19 protein-coding genes and 2 tRNA genes are annotated in these 18463 nt (G+C 49.5%); 10 read left to right on the top strand and 11 right to left on the bottom strand.

Annotated features, from left to right (window positions below; genetic code table 11):
* Nucleotides 1-356: 356 nt before the first annotated feature.
* Nucleotides 357-1139: a MipA/OmpV family protein gene (locus PsWM33_RS21515; RefSeq protein WP_063301589.1), complete on the bottom strand. Its 783-nt coding sequence runs from the start codon at nt 1137-1139 to the stop codon at nt 357-359.
* Nucleotides 1140-1583: 444 nt separating this feature from the next.
* Here PsWM33_RS21515 and PsWM33_RS21510 point away from each other — a divergent pair, with 444 nt between their 5' ends.
* Complete coding sequence (locus PsWM33_RS21510) at nt 1584-2999, top strand: L-serine ammonia-lyase (protein ID WP_063301588.1); 1416 nt, start codon at nt 1584-1586, stop codon at nt 2997-2999.
* Nucleotides 3000-3003: 4 nt separating this feature from the next.
* Here PsWM33_RS21510 and mnmD read toward each other — a convergent pair whose 3' ends face one another.
* The gene (gene mnmD / locus PsWM33_RS21505) at nt 3004-3705 is read right to left on the bottom strand and encodes a tRNA (5-methylaminomethyl-2-thiouridine)(34)-methyltransferase MnmD (RefSeq protein WP_063301587.1); all 702 of its coding nucleotides are present in this window, start codon (nt 3703-3705) and stop codon (nt 3004-3006) included.
* 69 nt (nt 3706-3774) lie between these two features.
* On the opposite strand from mnmD, the gene PsWM33_RS21500 reads away from it, so the two are divergent.
* The 3 genes from PsWM33_RS21500 (at nt 3775) to PsWM33_RS21490 (ending at nt 5753) form a co-directional block, all read left to right on the top strand.
* Nucleotides 3775-4893, top strand: a complete 1119-nt coding sequence (locus PsWM33_RS21500) for an NAD(P)/FAD-dependent oxidoreductase (RefSeq protein ID WP_063291149.1) — start codon at nt 3775-3777, stop codon at nt 4891-4893.
* A 245-nt stretch (nt 4894-5138) separates the two neighbouring features.
* Nucleotides 5139-5429 carry a YggT family protein gene (locus PsWM33_RS21495; RefSeq protein WP_063286439.1) on the top strand — a complete coding sequence of 97 codons (291 nt, stop codon included), beginning with the start codon at nt 5139-5141 and terminating at the stop codon, nt 5427-5429.
* A gap of 3 nt (nt 5430-5432) precedes the next feature.
* Entirely contained in the window at nt 5433-5753 is a 321-nt protein-coding gene (locus tag PsWM33_RS21490; RefSeq protein ID WP_063286091.1) for a DUF167 family protein, read from the top strand.
* Nucleotides 5754-5819: 66 nt separating this feature from the next.
* Here PsWM33_RS21490 and PsWM33_RS21485 read toward each other — a convergent pair whose 3' ends face one another.
* The 5 genes from PsWM33_RS21485 to PsWM33_RS21465 all read right to left on the bottom strand — a co-directional run bounded on the left by PsWM33_RS21485 (nt 5820) and on the right by PsWM33_RS21465 (nt 9620).
* Nucleotides 5820-6011, bottom strand: a complete 192-nt coding sequence (locus PsWM33_RS21485) for a Trm112 family protein (RefSeq protein ID WP_057463533.1) — start codon at nt 6009-6011, stop codon at nt 5820-5822.
* 32 nt (nt 6012-6043) lie between these two features.
* Nucleotides 6044-6724, bottom strand: coding sequence for an LON peptidase substrate-binding domain-containing protein (locus PsWM33_RS21480; RefSeq protein WP_063301586.1), 681 nt, complete (start codon nt 6722-6724; stop codon nt 6044-6046).
* Between the two features lie 43 nt (nt 6725-6767).
* Nucleotides 6768-7766, bottom strand: a complete 999-nt coding sequence (gene trxA, locus PsWM33_RS21475) for a thioredoxin (protein WP_063286092.1) — start codon at nt 7764-7766, stop codon at nt 6768-6770.
* Between the two features lie 120 nt (nt 7767-7886).
* A complete protein-coding gene (locus tag PsWM33_RS21470; protein ID WP_057463536.1) occupies nt 7887-8414 on the bottom strand; it encodes a prolyl-tRNA synthetase associated domain-containing protein in 528 nt (175 codons plus the stop codon).
* A 141-nt stretch (nt 8415-8555) separates the two neighbouring features.
* Nucleotides 8556-9620 carry a cytochrome-c peroxidase gene (locus tag PsWM33_RS21465; RefSeq protein ID WP_063301585.1) on the bottom strand — a complete coding sequence of 355 codons (1065 nt, stop codon included), beginning with the start codon at nt 9618-9620 and terminating at the stop codon, nt 8556-8558.
* Between the two features lie 777 nt (nt 9621-10397).
* On the opposite strand from PsWM33_RS21465, the gene PsWM33_RS21460 reads away from it, so the two are divergent.
* A tRNA-Gly gene (locus PsWM33_RS21460) sits at nt 10398-10472 on the top strand.
* Between the two features lie 48 nt (nt 10473-10520).
* A tRNA-Gly gene (locus tag PsWM33_RS21455) sits at nt 10521-10595 on the top strand.
* A gap of 75 nt (nt 10596-10670) precedes the next feature.
* Here the strand turns inward: PsWM33_RS21455 and PsWM33_RS21450 are convergent.
* The gene (locus PsWM33_RS21450; RefSeq protein ID WP_063301638.1) at nt 10671-11783 is read right to left on the bottom strand and encodes an FAD-dependent oxidoreductase; all 1113 of its coding nucleotides are present in this window, start codon (nt 11781-11783) and stop codon (nt 10671-10673) included.
* Nucleotides 11784-11885: 102 nt separating this feature from the next.
* Here PsWM33_RS21450 and PsWM33_RS21445 point away from each other — a divergent pair, with 102 nt between their 5' ends.
* Nucleotides 11886-12365, top strand: coding sequence for a YchJ family protein (locus PsWM33_RS21445; protein WP_208994689.1), 480 nt, complete (start codon nt 11886-11888; stop codon nt 12363-12365).
* A 570-nt stretch (nt 12366-12935) separates the two neighbouring features.
* Nucleotides 12936-13364 (top strand): hypothetical protein, encoded by a 429-nt coding sequence (locus PsWM33_RS21440; protein ID WP_063301583.1) that lies wholly within the window; start codon nt 12936-12938, stop codon nt 13362-13364.
* 77 nt (nt 13365-13441) lie between these two features.
* On the opposite strand, the gene PsWM33_RS21435 is transcribed toward PsWM33_RS21440, so the two are convergent.
* Nucleotides 13442-13801 (bottom strand): TfoX/Sxy family protein, encoded by a 360-nt coding sequence (locus tag PsWM33_RS21435; protein ID WP_063301582.1) that lies wholly within the window; start codon nt 13799-13801, stop codon nt 13442-13444.
* Nucleotides 13791-13997 carry a hypothetical protein gene (locus PsWM33_RS21430; RefSeq protein ID WP_063301581.1) on the bottom strand — a complete coding sequence of 69 codons (207 nt, stop codon included), beginning with the start codon at nt 13995-13997 and terminating at the stop codon, nt 13791-13793. The genes PsWM33_RS21435 and PsWM33_RS21430 overlap by 11 nt, the downstream gene beginning before the upstream one ends.
* A gap of 244 nt (nt 13998-14241) precedes the next feature.
* Here PsWM33_RS21430 and PsWM33_RS21425 point away from each other — a divergent pair, with 244 nt between their 5' ends.
* Together PsWM33_RS21425 and PsWM33_RS21420 are read left to right on the top strand one after the other, a co-directional pair.
* Nucleotides 14242-15663, top strand: a complete 1422-nt coding sequence (locus PsWM33_RS21425; protein WP_063301580.1) for a lipopolysaccharide biosynthesis protein — start codon at nt 14242-14244, stop codon at nt 15661-15663.
* On the top strand, nt 15650-16777 hold the full coding sequence (locus PsWM33_RS21420; RefSeq protein WP_063301579.1) for a GNAT family N-acetyltransferase: 1128 nt from the start codon (nt 15650-15652) through the stop codon (nt 16775-16777). The genes PsWM33_RS21425 and PsWM33_RS21420 overlap by 14 nt, the downstream gene beginning before the upstream one ends.
* 4 nt (nt 16778-16781) lie before the next feature.
* Here PsWM33_RS21420 and PsWM33_RS21415 read toward each other — a convergent pair whose 3' ends face one another.
* Nucleotides 16782-18425, bottom strand: a complete 1644-nt coding sequence (locus tag PsWM33_RS21415) for an AMP-binding protein (RefSeq protein WP_063301578.1) — start codon at nt 18423-18425, stop codon at nt 16782-16784.
* Nucleotides 18426-18463 lie beyond the last annotated feature (38 nt).

Raw genomic sequence — 18463 nt, 5'->3', positions numbered from 1 at the left:
AAACAGATAAACAGAAGTCCTGATATAGTAATTATTGTACGCATACTGAAGCCACCTCACTCAACGCAATACTTAAGGTGAATTAGCATACGCACCAGCAGGTGTCTGTCATCGACTTATTCTAAGGGTATTATTAACGATCTCTCAGAAGGGATACTTCAATACTGAGGTAATATAACTCTCAATACCAATACATCATGCATACCTTGTTATTCATGAATATACACAAAGCTTCACTTCAAACACCGCTTTATTCACGACACATTCAATGAGAACTCACAGTGCATGCAGCAAATAAAAAAGCCCGGAGATCCTTCCGGGCTTCGCTCATCAAATTTATCCGACACTCTGGTTGCCTAGAACATATCCCAAGCAAACCGATAGGTCGCACCAAACCCGACAGACCACATATTGTCGTTCTGCGTAATCGGGCTATCTGCAGCTTCACCAATCAGACGGTCATAGCCACCTTGTAGGTGCAGCCCAATGCTGTCAGTCAGCGCATAACTCGCACGCGCAACACCACCAACGCTCTTGAAACCACCTTCTGCGGAGTATGGACCGAATGGAGTGCCTGCTGCAACACTGAAATAGGTGTTCATGTATGAACCATCAGCTGCATCAACGCGCGGACCGAATACAAACGTCAAACGATCTGTAACTTCGGTGATCACGTCGATCCCGGCGCGACCAACAAAGCCGCGGTGCCCGTTAAAGCCGTGGCGCACTTCGATGAATGCACGGAACCAATCATGACGGAAGCCACCACCAAGGCCAACTTCTCCAGCCCAAGGCACACGAGTTGTCCCTGTCAGAGAGGAGGAATCTGAAGGATTACGCTCTCCAACAAACCCAAAAGACGGATAGATGAAGAGGCCCTGTGTTTCGCCCTCTTTCACCTGACCGAAGCCCGGCAGGTAAAACCGCGAAAACGCAATCAGGGGCAGCGGATAGATGATGTATTCATCCGCACCGTCATACTTGGGATTCACAAAACCAGCCACGCCAATATCAACGACGTATCTCTTGCTAGCTTGCTCCTCAGTCAAATCACCAGGCGTAAAACTATCTTCTGCCAGTGCATGACTGGAAACGGAAGCAAGCGCTAAGCCTGCGAGAATACGAAGAGAGGCGGTCATAGGTGCAGCCTTGATCGGGAAAAAGCAATTACCACCTATGATATACGTTTTAAGTCACTTTGGAGACCTGCAGTTTCAGGAGTTTTCTACAGACTGTTGCCCATTGGCATCATAAAACTCAACAACTAGTAGTTTTTTCATCTCAATTCACATTGACTGAGTAAAACAAGTCCATCAATTCCCCGTGAAACCAAAGCGTTTTCTTCAATCCTTTCAGTAAATCGGTGCAAAAAAAATCTTTTTGAATCAATAAGCCTCCGAGCAGAACAGATAAATTCTGCAGTATCTGGACAAACGCGACGTCAATTTCAAATATCCGGAAAAATAATCCTCTTGGTTTCAGAGGCTATGACGATTATTCCTAGAAAATTCAGTGATAGTGGCTGTTCTCTATCCTAATGAAACAAAAACAACGCCCCCAGCCATCTGAAAGGTGCCAAACACATGTTTCTCAGCGTCTTTGAAATTTTCAAGATCGGTATAGGTCCGTCTTCGTCCCACACAATGGGACCGATGACCGCTGCCGCACGTTTTCTGGATGAGTTGAGAGACGGTCGCCGCATATGGCCCGGCGCAGGCGCACCAAAGAGATTGCGCTGCACGCTTCACGGCTCGCTTGCCTGGACTGGCAAAGGCCACGCGACTGACAGAGCCGTTGTTCTTGGACTGGCTGGCTGCACGCCTGAAACTCTGGATCCAGATGAAGCAGAGGCACTTGAGAAAAAGATCGCGACAGAAAAGAAAGTCCACCTTCCTGACCTCCCAGAGTTGGACTTCGATCCCGATAAAGACGTGATCTTCGACTTTGAGAAAAACTTGCCAGGCCACGCAAATGGCATGGTGATCGAAGCATACGACGCCCAAGACCGCCTGCACCTCCAGGAAACATTCTATTCCATCGGTGGCGGGTTCGTTTTGACCGAAGAAGAACTGGACCGCCTGAAAGCAGCAGAAGCGTCAGGTGATCAGGCTCCCGACGAAATTAAAGGCATGCCTTATCCATTTGCTACAGCGCAAGAAATGCTGGAGATGGGACAAAAATCCGGCAAAACCATTGCTGAGATGAAGCGCGCCAACGAAATCACCTCTCTGGATCCACAAGAACTGGACAGCAAGCTCTGGCAGATCTGGGATGTGATGAACGCATGCATGGAGCGCGGCCTGAATACTGAAGGCGAGCTACCAGGTGGCCTTACAGTCAAGCGTCGCGCAGCTGCAATCAAACAACAGCTGGAAGACGAACGCGGCAATAACATGAGCATGCCGCACGTCGCCAACGACTGGCTCTCAGTCTATGCAATGGCCGTAAACGAAGAAAACGCAGCTGGCGGTAAGGTCGTCACCGCGCCAACAAACGGTGCAGCAGGCGTTATTCCAGCAACCGTAAAGTATTACCGCGAGCATTGTCCGGGCAGCAACGATGAAGGCATCAAAATCTTCCTGCTCACGTCAGCAGCTGTTGGTGGCATCATCAAGCACAATGCTTCTATTTCCGGTGCTGAAGTTGGTTGTCAGGGCGAGGTTGGCTCCGCAGCGGCAATGGCAGCAGCAGGTCTCTGCGCAGCTCTTGGCGGCACCAACGAGCAAATTGAAAACGCCGCTGAAATCGCTCTGGAGCATCACCTTGGCATGACTTGTGATCCGGTTGGAGGCCTCGTTCAGGTGCCATGCATCGAGCGCAACGGCCTTGGTGCCATCAAGGCAGTCTCAGCAGCTTCACTGGCTCTGCGTGGAGATGGCTCCCACTACATGCCACTAGACAACTGCGTTGAAGCCATGCGCCAGACTGGCGTGGAGATGAACGACAAATACAAAGAAACCAGCAAGGGCGGTCTGGCAGTTAACCTGCCAGAATGCTGATTACTCAGGCTTCGGTGGCGGCAGTTTTCTGCCCCACCATCATCTGGCGCTTTGTGCCATAGCCTTTGATACGCTCAACCTCAAAACCCGCTGTTTGCAGGTTTCGGCGCACCCAACCTGCAGCGGTGTATGTCCCGAGAGTCCCGCCAACAGCAGTTTTCTCTCCGACAGCAAGCATAAGATCTCGCCCCCACAGCTCTGGGTTTCGTGCCGGATTAAAGCCATCAAGGAACCAGGCATCAACGGGAATGGACAAGGTTGGCAACATCTCACGAGCATCCCCAACGCCAAGCAGCAGTCGCACACCATCAATGGTGATTGGATTCCAACCCGGCTGAGGCTTCCATGCAGCCAACAGCTTGTCTTTAAGCTCTTTGAGCTCAGGCCATTGCGACAGCGCTTTCTCAATCTCCGCAGCTTCCATCGGATACAGCTCAAACGAAACATAAGTCAGCTTGGTCCGCTCTGCTTCCGGCAAACTCAGAAGCAATTCCAGTGTGGCGAGAAAATTAAGCCCGGTTCCAAATCCCAGTTCAGCAATAGTAAAAGACTGTGCACCCACCCAGCGTTCAGGGAGTTGATTACCCTGCAGAAATACGTAGCGCGTTTCGCCTAATCCACCGGCTTTGGAGTAATAAGTATCCCCAAACTGCGACGCATAAGGCACATTCGCATCATCCCATTCCAATTTTGGGCGCTCTGTCATATGTCTAAGCCAAATCTCTAACGTAAAAATCGGTCTGGGCTTATACCCCAACCTGGGAAATAAAAAAACATGACCTACGATATAGTTGTTGTTGGAGGGGGAATTTTCGGACTTAGCGTCGCCAAAGCCGCACTCGGAAAAGGCTTGAAAGTCGCTCTTCTGGAAAAAAACACCATCGCATCAGGCGCCAGCGCTGGCCTTGTTGGTGCGTTGATGCCCCATGTACCGAGTAAATGGAACGACAAGAAGCAGTTCCAGCTGGACGCACTGATCGAACTCTCCGATATCGTGGAGGAGCTGGAAGAAGCCACTGGCCTTTCTGTCGGCTACAGCCGTGCAGGTCGCCTGATCCCGCTTTACACAGAACCTAAGCTCGAACATGCCCTCTCCCGCGTTGAAGAAAGCAAGCAGCGCTGGAGAAGCGATGAAACTGGCTTCACCTTCAATGTGGTGAAAGAAACACCGTTCAATGACTGGCTCACACCAGAAGCCGCTCCACTTGGCATCATTTGGGACACCTTGGCAGCACGGGCCAATCCGCGTCTTGTCTCTGCAGCTCTCAAAACCCTGCTGGAAACACGCATCGACATCATGGAACACACCGAGTATCTCGGCTTTGATGAGACTACAGGCACCGTTTCACTGGGCAATGGTGAAAGCCTGAGTGCTGATCGCGTGGTATTGTCAGCAGGTTATGAAGGTTTCGAACCACTCAGTAAGATCGCAGGTAAACCCATCGGCATGGGTGTGAAAGGTCAATCCCTTTTGCTCGAATATAAGGCCGACAAACCTCTCCCGGTTATCTATGACAACGGAATTTATGTTGTCTCACATGCCAATGGCACTGTTGCTATCGGCTCCACCTCAGAGCAGGAGTGGACCAGTAAAGAGCCAGTAGAAGCAGACATTCAGACCATGCTCTCCAAGGCAGTTGGCTTTTGCCCTTCATTGAAAGACGCGCCGATCCTCACCCGTTGGGCAGGTATCCGTCCAAAATGTAAAAAACGGGACCCTTTGGTCGGCCTCATTCCAGGCAAAGACAAAACATGGGTGGCAACTGGTGGCTTCAAAATTTCCTATGCCATTTCTCACCGCATAGCCGCCTGCCTCATGCAGGAAATGTTCCCTGAACAAGACCAGACGATCCACTTGCCAGAGAGCTTTAAGCCAGCCTTCCATTTTGGCTAAAGCATGCGAGATGAGAACAAAAATTGTTTGCCCTATCAGTTTCAGGGCAAACGCCCCCTGCTAATTGGTACTTTTTCAGGTACCGCTTCGTGAAATTAGCTCAAAATATAGAAAAATGAGGCATGCTGGACCTTGCAGGTGCCTCAGTTCAAAGTTACATGAGGAACAACTCTGTTTCCCAAGCTCTGTCTTCAGGGAAGCAATTCAGCTAGTTCATCTTCGCAAACTTGGAGTTTAACCAGTCCATGCGCGCTATTCTTGATGTCGTTTTCATCATCCTAAATCTTTACACGTGGGTCATTATTGCGAATGTGATCTTCTCCTGGCTCTATGCGTTCAACGTGGTGAACTCAAACAATCAGTTCATCGCGATGATCGGGCAGACACTTTACAATCTGACCGAACCGCTCCTGCGCCCTATCCGCCGGTTCCTGCCAGCAATGGGTGGATTGGATCTTTCTCCGATTGTGCTGCTGCTCGGCATTTTCCTTATTGAGCGCGTCATCGGCCTCTACGTTTATCCCTACGTATTTTAAGTAGTGGCTGAACAAGAACGCCCTTGGAAACTGCAGGCTGACGGAATTCTCATTACCGTCCGCCTCACCCCCAGATCCTCCAAAGATCAAATTGAAAAGATAGGCGAGCAGTCCGATGGCCGACCGCTCGTGATGGCGCGCGTTCGCGCAGTGCCAGAAAAAGGCGCTGCAAACAAAGCCATTGCGGCCCTTTTTGCGAAAGCACTCTCTGTTCCCAAATCATCGGCAGAAGTGATTGCAGGTTCCACCGCCCGCATAAAAACACTACGTGTTTACGGCGAACCACAAGAGCTGCAAAAAAGGCTAGAAGATCATCTCTCCTAGCCTTCAAAGATAAGCTCTGCACGTAACCGCGATCAGAGAACCCACATCAGTTCTCATGGTTACGTTTTAGTCTTCAAGCTTGCGCGCTTCTTCTTCCAACATAATCGGAATTCCATTCCGAATTGGATAAGCCAGCTTCGCAGCGCGAGAGACCAGCTCCTGGTTCTCAGGATTGTACTCAAGCGTTGTCTTCGTCACAGGACAAACCAACAACTCCAAAAGCCGACGGTCCAGCTGTGGCGCTTCAAATTCGCTCATAGAGCCCTCATTCATTTTTGTCTTTACCTGCATCACTGAAGCGTGCTGCCAGTACCACCATTGCCACGTGCTAGCTCAACTTCAGCCAGCGCAATGAGCGTATCCGCGCGCACTTTCAGATTCTCTGTTTCCAACAGAGCCTGCTTCTCTTTCGGTCCATAAGGACTCATCATGCACAATGCATTGACCAATACCTCGGTCGAGGCAGAATTGACGCTATCCCAGTCCGCTTCAAGGTCATTCACACTCAAGTATTCTTTGAGCGTTGAAAGCAGCAAATCTCGATCGACATCATCTTCTCCGATACCGGTCGTCAAATCACCAGCAAAGCGGGTCGCATCAACGTGACCACGACGGAACGGGGCACGTTCTTCCAGCTCACCACGAAGCACAAAGCGAGAAACGCCAGACAACGTAATCAGATAGCGACCATCGCCACTTTCCTGAAACCCTGTAATGCGCCCCATACAGCCAACAGTGCAAAGTTTTGGCCTACCGGCTAACTCTTCATCACTGGTTTCAAACTGCGGCTGAATTACCCCAATCATGCGATCAGTACGCAAAGCACTGTCGATCATCGACGTATAGCGCGGCTCAAAAACATTGAGAGGCATGTGGGAGCGCGGGAGCAAGATAGCTCCCGGCAAAACAAACAACGGCACAACCTGCGGCAGATCATCCATACCTGCGTAGGTCGCATTTCCAACAGTCATCGAGGCCACTTAAGTGCTCTCCGCTCTTATCATTAGGCCTAGATTACGAGAATAAAATTGAGGAGAGTTTACGGCGACCATAAGCAGAACCTGCATCTTTGAAGCCCCAGGCTTCAAAAAACTGCAGCAACTGCTTGCGCGCGCCATCTTCATTCCACTCACGGTCACGGCGAATAATCTCAATCAGCTCATCAACAGCACCAGTTTTATCCCCTTTGCCGCCCAAAGCGAGCGCAAGGTCAAAACGAGCCTGATGATCATCTGCATTGGCTTCTACACGCTCACGCAACTCTGCAAGGTCATCAAGCCCTTCAGATTGCTCAGCGAGTTCAAGCGCAGCCTTGGCTGCTGCAAAATGCTGGGAGTTCTGCTCATCTTCCGGAATCATATCGAGCATCTGTTTTGCATGGTCTTTCTCACCAAGCGCCAGATAGCACATAGCAAGCCCACACAACGCCTGCACGTTGCCAGCGTCGATAGAAAGCGCGCTACCGTAAAGCTGTGCAGCTTCTGGATACCCTTCAGCATCACGAAGCTCATCAGCCTTCTCAAGCATCACTTCCAGATCACTTGGACCAATGTTTACGCCAATACGATCGAGAAACTTTTTGATTTCACCTTCGGTCTGCGCACCCATAAACCCGTCAACAGGCTGGCCACCTTTAAACGCAAACACTGCCGGGATCGACTGAACACCCATCTGACCGGCAACTTCCGGATAATCTTCGATGTTCATCTTCACCAGCTTGAGAGCACCATTCGCTTCCTTGACGACTTTCTCAAGCGTCGGCGTAAGCTGCTTACAAGGACCACACCAAGGCGCCCAGAAATCAACGAGGACCACCTGATTACGGGAGCCCTCGATTACGTCCTGCACAAAGGTTTGAGTGGTCGTATCAACAATCAAGTCAGCAGCATTGGCTGCCGGAGCTGCAGATGGAGATGCCGCGCCAGCCTGTGTGTTGGTCTGATAACCGCCGCCATATCCACCGCCAAGGGAGCCACCAAAGCTGCCACCTACGGAATAACCGGATCCACTCATTATTTTGACCCTTTACTGAACCGGGAGCTGCTCATACCAGCGCTCCTCATATCAAAATCTCTAACTGCTGCCTAAAATGGTCTTAGATGAGACCAATTACAATTGGCGATCACCCAGTTTTTATAGATCTTCAGTGACTTTCTGCGCCTCTGCAGAAACCGCAAGCACATTGGCATCATGCCCACATGCCTTGGCAAACACCATCAGACCTTCCGCTGAAATCGCCGTTGAAGCGTTATTTAGCAATGGATGGAAGTTCAGAACCTCCTGCTCCATCATATCTGCATCAAACACCACGGACACGCGTTGTGCTTCCCGATCATTGATCAGAGAGAACGGCGTGACGGACCCTGGAGTAACACCCAGCACCTCTTCAAGAAGATCAGCTTTGCCGAAAGAAACACGACCAGATGCACCAATGATGCTCGAAATCTTCTTGAGATCTATCGTAGCATCATGAAGGGCCACGACCAAAAAGAGATTACCCTTTTTGTCTTTAAGGAAGAGATTCTTGGTGTGCCCACCTGGAATACGCTCATGCAGATCAGCAGATTCAGCAACCGTAAAAACCGGTTCATGATCAATTGTAGAAACCGGAATGTTCAAGTCTTCCAAGAAAGATATCAGTTGTGAACGGCTTGCTGGCATGTAGAACGACCTCTCCCAAGTCTCTGAGGCAAACCAAGTGTTTGCCACATAAATGCTGCACCGTTTTAAGCCACCTATAGAAAAAGGCAAGCGGTCCATAAGAACCGCCTGCCTCTAGCAAACCGAGGGCGAATAGTTTGCTTAGTGAGCCGTCATGACTGACGGATCAGGGAGTGGTGTGGTGTTGGTCCGAACTGGCAGAATTGGGTACTCAACGCTTGGCTGTTCTCCGGTAAGGGTCTTCAGGAAAACAGTAATTGCATCAATATCTTCTTCACTCAGCTCAGCGCCAAGCTGAGAGCTGGCCATAATAGAAACCGCCTGCTTCAAATCCCAAACCTTGCCGGAATGGAAGTAAGGAGCAGTCAGATCGATATTGCGGAGCGGTGAAGCACGGAAAACGTATTCTTCCTCGGCAGTTTGAGTAACAGCAAACCGGCCTTTGTCATTGACTGGAAGAATATCTGCACCCGGCTTTTCAACCACGCCGAATGGATAGTACCCCTCACCACCAATATTCACACCGCCATGACAAGCGGCACACCCGGTGTCCATAAACACCTGTAGTCCCTGCTTTTCCTGCGCATTGAGAGCATTTTCATTACCCTCAAGGAACAGATCAAACTTGGAAGCAGGCGTAATCAAAGTAGCCTCATACGCTTCAATTGCCTTCGCCATATTGTCGAAGTTCGCTGGCAATTCCTCACCCGGGAATGCTCTTGAAAACTGCTCGGTGTATCCCGGCATACTGTTCAGAACAGCTTCTACCCGCTCTGGCGTGCTGGCCATTTCAACACCAGCTTGCACCGGGCCTTTGGCTTGCTCTTTCAAATCTTCTGCACGACCATCCCAAAACTGGGCAAGGTTGAACACAGCATTCAACACGGTGGGTGCGTTACGAGGCCCCTTTTGCCATCCATGGCCGATGGATGTTTCCAGATTATCATCCCCACCCATGCCGAGATTGTGGCAGCTGTTGCACGACAGCAATCCCGAAAGCGACAATCGCGGATCAAAGAAGAGCTGACGCCCAAGATCAATTTTTTCGCGAGTAATCGTGTTGTTTTTAACACTAGGTACAGCGTGCGGGATCGGCTTGAAGTAAGAACGCGCCTCTTCCAGCAACTCAGATTGAGCAAAAGCTCCTCCCTGAACAGCCATACTGAAAACAGATGCGCCAATCAATGTCTTAATTATTGCTCGCATGAAATCCTCCATCATCACGAGATAATGGAGTTTAGAACCACTACAAACAAAAGCACATTGATGCAACCGCTTGACATTTACTATGGTAATATCAAAAATTTCATCAGCTTAAAACGCAAATCCATCATCGAATATATTGAGATATACAAAAAAATACTTGAAATATGAATTCTAGCAATACTTATTAATACTATAAAATTTGCAAATTATAATCACGGGGCATATACAAAGCAGCCTTCCCTACACTTAGAATAACTCTAATATAGACAAAAAAATTGAGGGCTATGGGCGTGTGCAACTTATGTTTCTCAAGGGCATGTACTTCTCCCTCAGAACGTTCTCTTAGAATATACTAATGCACGACTGCGACATACTGCCCCCAATTACAAATTGTGATCCTGACGACGTCTAACTGTTGTTCTTGACCACGCTCGCTAATGTCCATTCTGAATGTGATTAAAAAAAATCCTGATCTTATTGAGATATATGAGGGAACCTGTTTCTTTTTCATGCAGCCCATCCACGACCTCGGACAAAATCACATAGGTTATTTTACTCGAGTGCAATTATTTCCACAACGATCAAACAACTCTAAAAAACTATCTATCTTATTGTTATATAATATTTTTTATGAGGCACTTCACGACCTCCACATCCACAAGCTCTGAGAAACCCCACAATGAATTTCAAATTCCTTGTTGCATTCACCCCGAGCTTTTGTCATATAGCTCCCACCTCACCGACGGGGCCGCAACAAACGGCTCTAGCGAAACAGATGCGGGCGTAGCTCAGGGGTAGAGCATAACCTTGCCAAGGTTAGGGTCGTGAGTTCGAATCTCATCGCCCGCTCCAGTTTCTCTAAGAAACTGAGTTTTCGCGAAGTTGGAATTTTTTGGATATGCGGGCGTAGCTCAGGGGTAGAGCATAACCTTGCCAAGGTTAGGGTCGGGCGTTCGAATCGCCTCGCCCGCTCCAAAAAAAACAAAACAACCGCCGCAAGGCGGTTTTTGTTATCTGCACTTCTCCATCCTTTTCAAAGCCTTAAGAAAATTATTCCTCTTCAAGCCAAGGAGGAAATGGTGTGTTCTCAGCAGACATAATGTTCATGAACCGGGCCTGGAAATAATCTGTGCGTCCCAACACCGGTAGAAACTTTTGCCTGAACAGACGGATCGCTGTGTTGTTTGACGCTAAAAACCGTGTGCCAGTATCGACCGTCTTCAAAACCTCCGCGGCAACAGGTCGTCGATCCAACATATATTGATGCGTATGCCCGGTAGAAACTTGCCACGCCAGCCACGCAGCATCCTCAATCCCTAAGTTCATCCCCCTGCCTCCAAAGGGAGAATGCACATGCGCAGCATCTCCCACCAGAAAGACCCGCCCTTTCTGATAGAGATTGGCCAATCGGTGAGAGATCCGGAAAGACGACTTCCAATTGACTTTGATAACTTTCAAAATTGGCGGCATAGTCTCAAGTGGATCAGAGTGATCGGCAACAATGCGCGCCCGTGTCGCAGAAAATGGAATGACACCGAAGATATTTGGTGACCTGTCAAACATCGTCGGCCCATCCATCGTCAGCGTCGGTTCCAACTCCACATCTGCCAGCCCCCAATCTTGCGGATACGAACTGCCTGAAAAGGTGAACCCCATTTGCGAACGCACAATTGAGTGTGCACCATCTGCCCCAATCACCATGGGTGGGTGAAGTACCTCTTCGTCACCGCTACTGGTTTGTATAACTGCAGTGACGACCTCCTCCTCCTGCTCCAGCTTGACTAGTTCACACTCCCGCTCGACCGGTATTCCCAGCTCTGTCAGATGTGGTTCAAGAACAGTTTCAGTCTCATATTGCGGCAGAGCCAGCATAAAATTAAAAGGCCCATCTAAGTCTGAGAGATCAACTTCTAAAAGCTCGTCACTTGGCCCACGAAAGTGGACATGATTCATCCGCCATCCCTTTCGCAGCAGTTTGTCTGTCACACCAGATGGTTGCAGGATTTGGAGGGTTCGAGGATTAATGGCAAGGGCACGAGATTGAGCGTGAGGGCGCGAGTTCTTATCGATGATACGAGGCGTAAAACCGCGTCGCTTCAGCTCAATTGCGGCAGTCAACCCACTGGGCCCTGCCCCAACAATTAGAATGCGTCCTCTTTGCATTACCATCCTACCGTACACAGGGCTTGTTGTTGCGAGCTTATGCAAAAGACGCTGTTGGAGCGTTGAACCAGTAAGGCGAACTTTAATCACTCTTGGAGGAGCTTGTTTGCCCTTCTTGACCTGGCTTCAAAATTGTCGTTTAGCTGCCTTCCAAGCTCTAAAGGATGGTATTTGATGACAACACCTTGCCCTTGCAAATCAGGAAAAGACTTTGAAATCTGCTGCCAGCCTTTTCTGGAAGGCAAGGCCCTGCCCGAAACAGCAGAGCAGCTTATGCGCTCACGTTACAGCGCTTATGCCACAAAAAGCATTGACTACCTGAAAGACACATTGTGGCCCCGCTACCAAAAAACCTTCAGTTCAATTGAGGTCGCAGAATATGCTGCCCAAACTCAATGGATAGGGCTTGAGATTCTGGGCACCGATAAGGGGCAACTAGGTGATGCAAAGGGTAGCGTCCTCTTCTGCGCCAAATACCTTGCCCATGGCCAAGTCGGCGAACAAAGAGAACTGAGCCTCTTCAAAAAACGTAAGGGCCGCTGGTATTACGTTGAACCGATGGAAGAAGGCACCCGCCTCTAAACCTCACAGCCTGATCCAAAATCAACTGAGCATAAAATAGTCTCGCTGCGAAAGCAGCAGTCAGCTTCTCTGCGCGTCCATCGATAATGACCATATCACGATGCAGATAAGGCTTTACCTCCCCCTACAAGCAAGTTCCGATCGTCACCCAGGTCAGCAAACTTCTCCGTGAAAGTCTAAAAGCAGAGATCTCAGACTTATCATTCACCGACTGCACACAAGCCCTTTTCAGCTCATCATACCAATGACTGAACCTAAACTGAGGCTTACCAAGATATTTTGCATCAGCTAGCAGCATAAGATGCCAACACAAGAAAACATCGTTTCCATATATTCCTGCGATACTCCCGGTATGTCAGCACGAGTTTCCCACATCTTTAAGTTGCTTCATTAACAATCACATTCCGTAGGGAAAAGGCGCCTTCGCGTAACGGGTTAGCGGAACGCCGACAAGGTTCAGACAAGCCTCGTTACATCCAAACTTATTAAAATTAGAAAAAAAACTATTTCAAACTATTGGTACATATGTGTATGTCACACAAATATGAGTATCGACCAGGAAACATCTAAATGAACGTAGTTCACGCTAACAGAGCGGAGTTTATGAAGTGGAGATCACTAATACAAAACACACCTAATACTGTTGGATCCGGCTGTGAAATTTATGAATCTACTAAGGAGCTACACTTAAACGATGGATCTTTAGTCCTAATTAGCAAGCCCAATCAAGATTGCACAACACTATTACAAAGTTTTTCTAAAAAAAACCTATCAGAAATCCAGTACTTACAGTTCCGCGCCTACAAACTCGTTGAACCTGGCTTTGCAGGACGGCAATATTGGGCTGTTAAAGTCATCGCAGGAAAGCACCCTAAGAACCCAGGGTTACGGTTGTTGGTCGTTGGCTGGGTCAAGGGCACAACCATGAAACGAGCCTTCAACGAAATCAAAAAAGTACTAAAGGGCGACGCCCAAATTTGCGAAGATCCACGTCTATAAGAACAGCAACCGACAAAGCTGTGACGCTCATATGAAGGCGCTGACATTGAAGGCGATCAGATTATGATCAACCTGCGTCAGCCTTTTCCTTTCAACTGTTTGGCTGGCAGTCCAGCGACAAAACTCATACTGAGCGAAATCCACTCTCTAAGCGCCGCCTGATCACACACCTCAGCAGCCACAAACACCAATCCTCCCATTCGGCGACCACCAAGCTCAACAATCTCAGCCCCCTCTCGACCGAGCGCTTCCACTTCATTGTCTTTTCCAACACGAAACATAAAGCGAGCCTCTTCACTCTTAATACGGTGCGCCCCAGCCAGCATATTCCCATCCAGAAAAAAGCACAGCCCACCCATCATCCGCTTCTCCGAAATCCCCATAATGCCTTCCAACTCCTCACGAAGCTGATCACTAAGTTCCTCATCATAAGCCACTTGAATACCCTTCCAGCGTGATTGTCTTAGCCATTTTACAGACTAAGACAGTCAGCACCTCACCAAGAGGAGCCGGTCCCTGCTCAGTTTGGGCGGATGCAGGGACCGGCGCAAGCTGCACGGCTGAAGGGAGGCGTCCCTCTAGCACTGCGAGGCGGTCGCGCAGCTCTGCAATTCGCGATGTTTTCGCGTTCATTCACTCTCGGTAAATTTCATTTTGTTCTCTATATGTTCTTATATTGATTCCGTCAAATCGCACATGAGTCAAGCATCAAAAACTGCGAGAGTATCAAAACAAGAATTTTAAAAACTTCAAGATCCAACTAAGCCTTTGTTTTAACTCAGGGACCAATCAACACGACAACACCACAGAACAGCATTCCGAAAATATTAATTTTCATACTAGTAATAATTGACCAGAAATAATTAAGGCGTATCGCGTGCAAGAACTCCTCCTCAAATGGTCAGCAGTGCTTTTGCCCTACAGCACCCATGCAAAACTGCTGCCGATTTTGGAAAAACTATTCAGCATTCTCTTCAGCAAAGGTGAGGCTGGAGGAGCGCGACGCTCTGCGCTAATTGTTTTTGCAGTACGCATCGGGAGCGCAGCACTCGCCTACATCATACAGGTCTTTCTGGCTCGTTGGATGGGCGCCTCAGAATATGGCATTTTCATTGTTGTCTGGACGGTCATCATCATACTGAGCGTTTTTTCGGGGCTTGGGTTTTCTGTTTCCCTTCTGCGTTTCATTCCAGAGTATCTGGAGAAGAAGCAATATGAGCTCCTCAATGGCCTGCTCTTCAGCGCCCGTTTCCTTGTATTGCTTAGCTCAACAACCATTGCAGTAATTGGCGTAGCCATTGCCTGGACTTTCTCTGATTTCATTGGCAATGCATACATCCTGCCGCTTTATCTCATAGCAATCTGCCTGCCCATGCACACTTACACCGGTATGTTGGAAGGCATTGCCCGTGCGCAAGACTGGCAGCTCAAGGCAATGCTGCCAGATTTTATAGGCCGCCCTCTTCTAGTGCTCGCATTCATGTTGATTGCGCTGATGCTGGGCTATCCGCCAACAGCCGTCACAGCTTGCATCGTCACCATTGCAGCCGTCTGGACGATCACCTTCTTTCAGACAATTATGATGGAAGTCTCGCTGAACAAAGTCCGCCACCCTGCTCCACGTAAACTGCAAATAAAGTCATGGCTGCTTGTATCGGTTCCCATGCTGGCAGTTGATGGCTTCTTCCAGCTCATCACCAGCTCTGATGTCATCTTAATCGGCCTTTGGCTCCCGCCAGATCAAGTCGGAATTTATTTCGCAGCATCACGCACCCTCGCTCTGATGCATTTTGTTTATTACGCGGTACGCGCCGCAAGCGCACCGCGCATGGCCCGTCTTTACCACTCAGGCGACCGAGATGGCCTCAAGGATTTTGTAGCCAGCGCTGCTAAAATGACCTTCTGGCCAACACTGCTCATGGCCGGCTTTGTCATGGCCGTTGGACCATTCCTCCTCTCGCTGTTTGGAGAGGACTTTGCTCAAGGCACACCAATCCTTTACATCCTTGTCGTTGGTGTGTTGGCACGCGCATCCGTTGGCCCGGTTGACGCATTACTGACCCTATCAGGGCACCAAAACACTTGCGCAAAGATCTATGCCAGTGTCTTTGTGGTGAACCTTATTCTCAACACAGCACTTATTCCAACACTGGGCCTGTATGGAGCCGCTCTGGCGACCACATTGGTCATATTTTTTGAAGCATGCATTCTTTATCGCGTTGCCTACAAACGCCTTGGGTTGCACACATTCATTTTGCCATTGAAGAGACGGGAAACTCCAGTCAATGAAGCAGGATAGCACCACGATAAAACTGCTGACACCCGGCAAAGATAAGGCAGCTGAGCACCTGTGGCAGCAACTCTCTCAGCATGCACTGGAGCTCAACCCATTCTTCTCCAGCAGTTTCGTAAGTGCATTCAACGCACACAAAGCAAATGGTTCAATCAAACTGTTACTGGCACTTGATCCTTCCGGTACAAAAGCGCTCGCGGTTATGCCCGTCGTATTGGTAAGACGTGGCCTCCTCTTCAAACTACCAAGCACATTAGCTGGTGATTATGGGCCACTCGGCACCCTGCTGATTTCTGAGGAAGCGACGCCAGCGGCACTCAGCAAACTGTTGGAAACTGCCTGCAACTTGAGCTGGACCAAAACACTAATCCTCCCTTTCCATGGAACCGGCGGCCCCGTCTATAAGTGTCTGGAAAACGTACTTTCAGCACACGGATGGAAGTATCAGGTTTCCTCGAAAGAAGATCGCGCCTTCCAGCTATCTGGCAGAGAAGGTCGCGCCGACTTTGACGCCCTCAAAAAACGGTCCTCATGGAAAGGCGCCTTTAAAAACCAGCGCAGGTTAGAGAAGGAAGGATCGCTTTCCTTCACCATGTTAGAAACCTCAGATGACATTCAAGCAGGACTCGAAGATTTCCTAAAGCTCGAGGCGGCTGGCTGGAAAGGCAAGCAAGGCACCGCGCTCCTTTCCAGAGCACCTGATGCTGCTTTCACACGTGAGCTGGTATCAAAGTCAGGCGAAGCAGATAACATTCGTGTTGGTCAGTTGCGATTCGACGATAAGCTGATTGCGACCAACATCCTACTGCGTGAGCAAGGCCGCATATTTGGCTGGAAAACAACCTTCGATGAGAGCTTCGCAAAGTTCTCACCGGGACAACTGCTCATCTATTTCAGCACTCAAAAACTTCTCGAAGATCCCGCGTTCTCAGGTGCCGACTCCCTCTCCACACCGGATAATCAGATGGCAAACAAAGCCTGGACCTCAAGGTTCCCATATGCCACGCTTTTTATTGGCACAGGCCCAATTGCACGCTTTGCAATGTGGGAGGCGCAAGCAGGAGCTCGTGCAAAATTGGCGTTAAAGGGCAAAATTAAGAAACTGCTTGGTCGAAAATAGTAGCCTAGCCTTCAACCAGCTCAGCCTCTTCCTGCGCTCTATTTCGTAAAATCCGGCGAATAACCTTTCCGCTGGTCGTCAAAGGCATTTCAGAAACAAACTCAATCTCCCGCGGATATTCATGAGCAGAAAGCCCCACCCGCACATATTGGCGAATGTCATCAACCAAGCCTTCACTTGGCTCGAAGCCATCTTTCAGAACAACATAAGCCTTCACAATCTCCGTCCGTATCGGATCTGGCTTACCGACCACAGCAGCCAGTCCAACCGCCTCATGTTTGATCAAGCAATCCTCAATCTCAGTCGGCCCAATGCGATAACCAGCTGAAGTAATGACATCATCATTGCGACCGACGAAGTTGACATATCCATCCATGTCAACAACACCTTGGTCACCTGTCAGCATCCAACCACCAAGGAACTTGCTCTGATCGGCCTCAGGTTTCCGCCAATACCCCAGAAACATAACAGGCGTACCACGCCGAACTGCAATCTCGCCTTGCTCTTCTGGTTCGCAAACAGATCCATCTGGTCGGATAACGGCAACATCATGTCCCGGCACAGCTTTACCAATTGCGCCCGCACGTGAAACTCCTATCCCCGCCCCAGAGCCCAGCACGAGATTGCACTCAGTCTGACCGTACATCTCGTTTGGCGCAACACCGAGCGCTTCATGACACCAAGCAAATGCTTCACGTCCCAATGCTTCTCCCGCTGAGCAAACAGAACGTAGCTGGAGTTTTTCAGAATACTTACGATGGTCAACACTTCGCATCATCTTGAGTGCAGTAGGTGGAATGAACGCGTTACGAACGCCATGTCGAGCCATCAAGTCAAATGCACCTTCCGGATCAAACTTGTCGATCCGGGCAGCTACCACTGGCACCCCGAACTTCAGCGAAGGCAGCAATGCATTCAGTAAACCTCCCGCCCAAGCCCAGTCAGCAGGTGTCCAAAATGCATCTCCAGCCTGCGGCAGCATCTCATGTGCCATTTGTATACCCGGCAAATGCCCAAGTAACACGCGGTGCGCCAGCAGCGCGCCTTTAGGCTGTCCTGTTGTGCCTGAGGTGTAAATCATCAAAGCTGGATCATCAGGGCTAGTCGCATAGCTCTCAAAGCTGTCAGAGCCTTGTTCAAGCAAGTTCCAGAAACCAACAGCTCTATCCCCAGCACCGTCGACACAAATGACATGCTCAAGAAGCGGGAGCTGCTCACGAAGTGCAGAAAGTTTCTCAAGTCCTGCCTGATTGGTAATCACCACTTTCGCACCAGCGTTCTCCAGCCGGTATCTTAGCGCATCTGGACCAAACAAAGCAGCCAATGGAACTGCGATAGCTCCGAGCCGATAAATCGCAAGATGAGAGATGGCAGTTTCAGGCGCTTGCGGCAGCAACAATGCCACACGGTCGCGCGGGGCTACACCCAAAGACTGCAGCGAGTTTGCAAGCTGGCAGGAATTTCCTTTGAGCTGACCATAGCTCCACGCTTCAACACCACCAGAAGACAGCACATGCAGCAAAGCCGTGCGCTTAGGCTCAACATCCGCCCAACGATCACAAGCATCATGCGCAATGTTATAGCGCGCAGGAATAGTCCAGCGAAACTCAGCTCGCAATTCCTCGTATGAAGTCAGTGGTGGCAGCACACCAGAAATCCCCTAAACCCAAATTCATTAGTGAAGAG

Origin of the sequence: Pseudovibrio sp. WM33 (genome assembly GCF_001623165.1) — a bacterium.
GTDB lineage: Bacteria > Pseudomonadota > Alphaproteobacteria > Rhizobiales > Stappiaceae > Pseudovibrio.
The sequence above is the reverse complement of the archived record's forward strand: the minus strand, read 5'-3'. Positions and strand labels throughout refer to the sequence as shown.

Excerpts from the sequence above, each read along its gene's own strand:
- PsWM33_RS21515 (WP_063301589.1), bottom strand. The coding sequence starts at position 1,139 with ATGACCGCCTCTCTTCGTATTCTCGCAGGCTTAGCGCTTGCTTCCGTT.
- PsWM33_RS21510 (WP_063301588.1), top strand. The coding sequence starts at position 1,584 with ATGTTTCTCAGCGTCTTTGAAATTTTCAAGATCGGTATAGGTCCGTCT.
- mnmD (WP_063301587.1), bottom strand. The coding sequence starts at position 3,705 with ATGACAGAGCGCCCAAAATTGGAATGGGATGATGCGAATGTGCCTTAT.
- PsWM33_RS21500 (WP_063291149.1), top strand. The coding sequence starts at position 3,775 with ATGACCTACGATATAGTTGTTGTTGGAGGGGGAATTTTCGGACTTAGC.
- PsWM33_RS21495 (WP_063286439.1), top strand. The coding sequence starts at position 5,139 with ATGCGCGCTATTCTTGATGTCGTTTTCATCATCCTAAATCTTTACACG.
- PsWM33_RS21485 (WP_057463533.1), bottom strand. The coding sequence starts at position 6,011 with ATGAGCGAATTTGAAGCGCCACAGCTGGACCGTCGGCTTTTGGAGTTG.
- PsWM33_RS21480 (WP_063301586.1), bottom strand. The coding sequence starts at position 6,724 with ATGACTGTTGGAAATGCGACCTACGCAGGTATGGATGATCTGCCGCAG.
- trxA (WP_063286092.1), bottom strand. The coding sequence starts at position 7,766 with ATGAGTGGATCCGGTTATTCCGTAGGTGGCAGCTTTGGTGGCTCCCTT.
- PsWM33_RS21470 (WP_057463536.1), bottom strand. The coding sequence starts at position 8,414 with ATGCCAGCAAGCCGTTCACAACTGATATCTTTCTTGGAAGACTTGAAC.
- PsWM33_RS21465 (WP_063301585.1), bottom strand. The coding sequence starts at position 9,620 with ATGCGAGCAATAATTAAGACATTGATTGGCGCATCTGTTTTCAGTATG.
- PsWM33_RS21450 (WP_063301638.1), bottom strand. The coding sequence starts at position 11,783 with ATGCAAAGAGGACGCATTCTAATTGTTGGGGCAGGGCCCAGTGGGTTG.
- PsWM33_RS21440 (WP_063301583.1), top strand. The coding sequence starts at position 12,936 with ATGAACGTAGTTCACGCTAACAGAGCGGAGTTTATGAAGTGGAGATCA.
- PsWM33_RS21430 (WP_063301581.1), bottom strand. The coding sequence starts at position 13,997 with ATGAACGCGAAAACATCGCGAATTGCAGAGCTGCGCGACCGCCTCGCA.
- PsWM33_RS21420 (WP_063301579.1), top strand. The coding sequence starts at position 15,650 with ATGAAGCAGGATAGCACCACGATAAAACTGCTGACACCCGGCAAAGAT.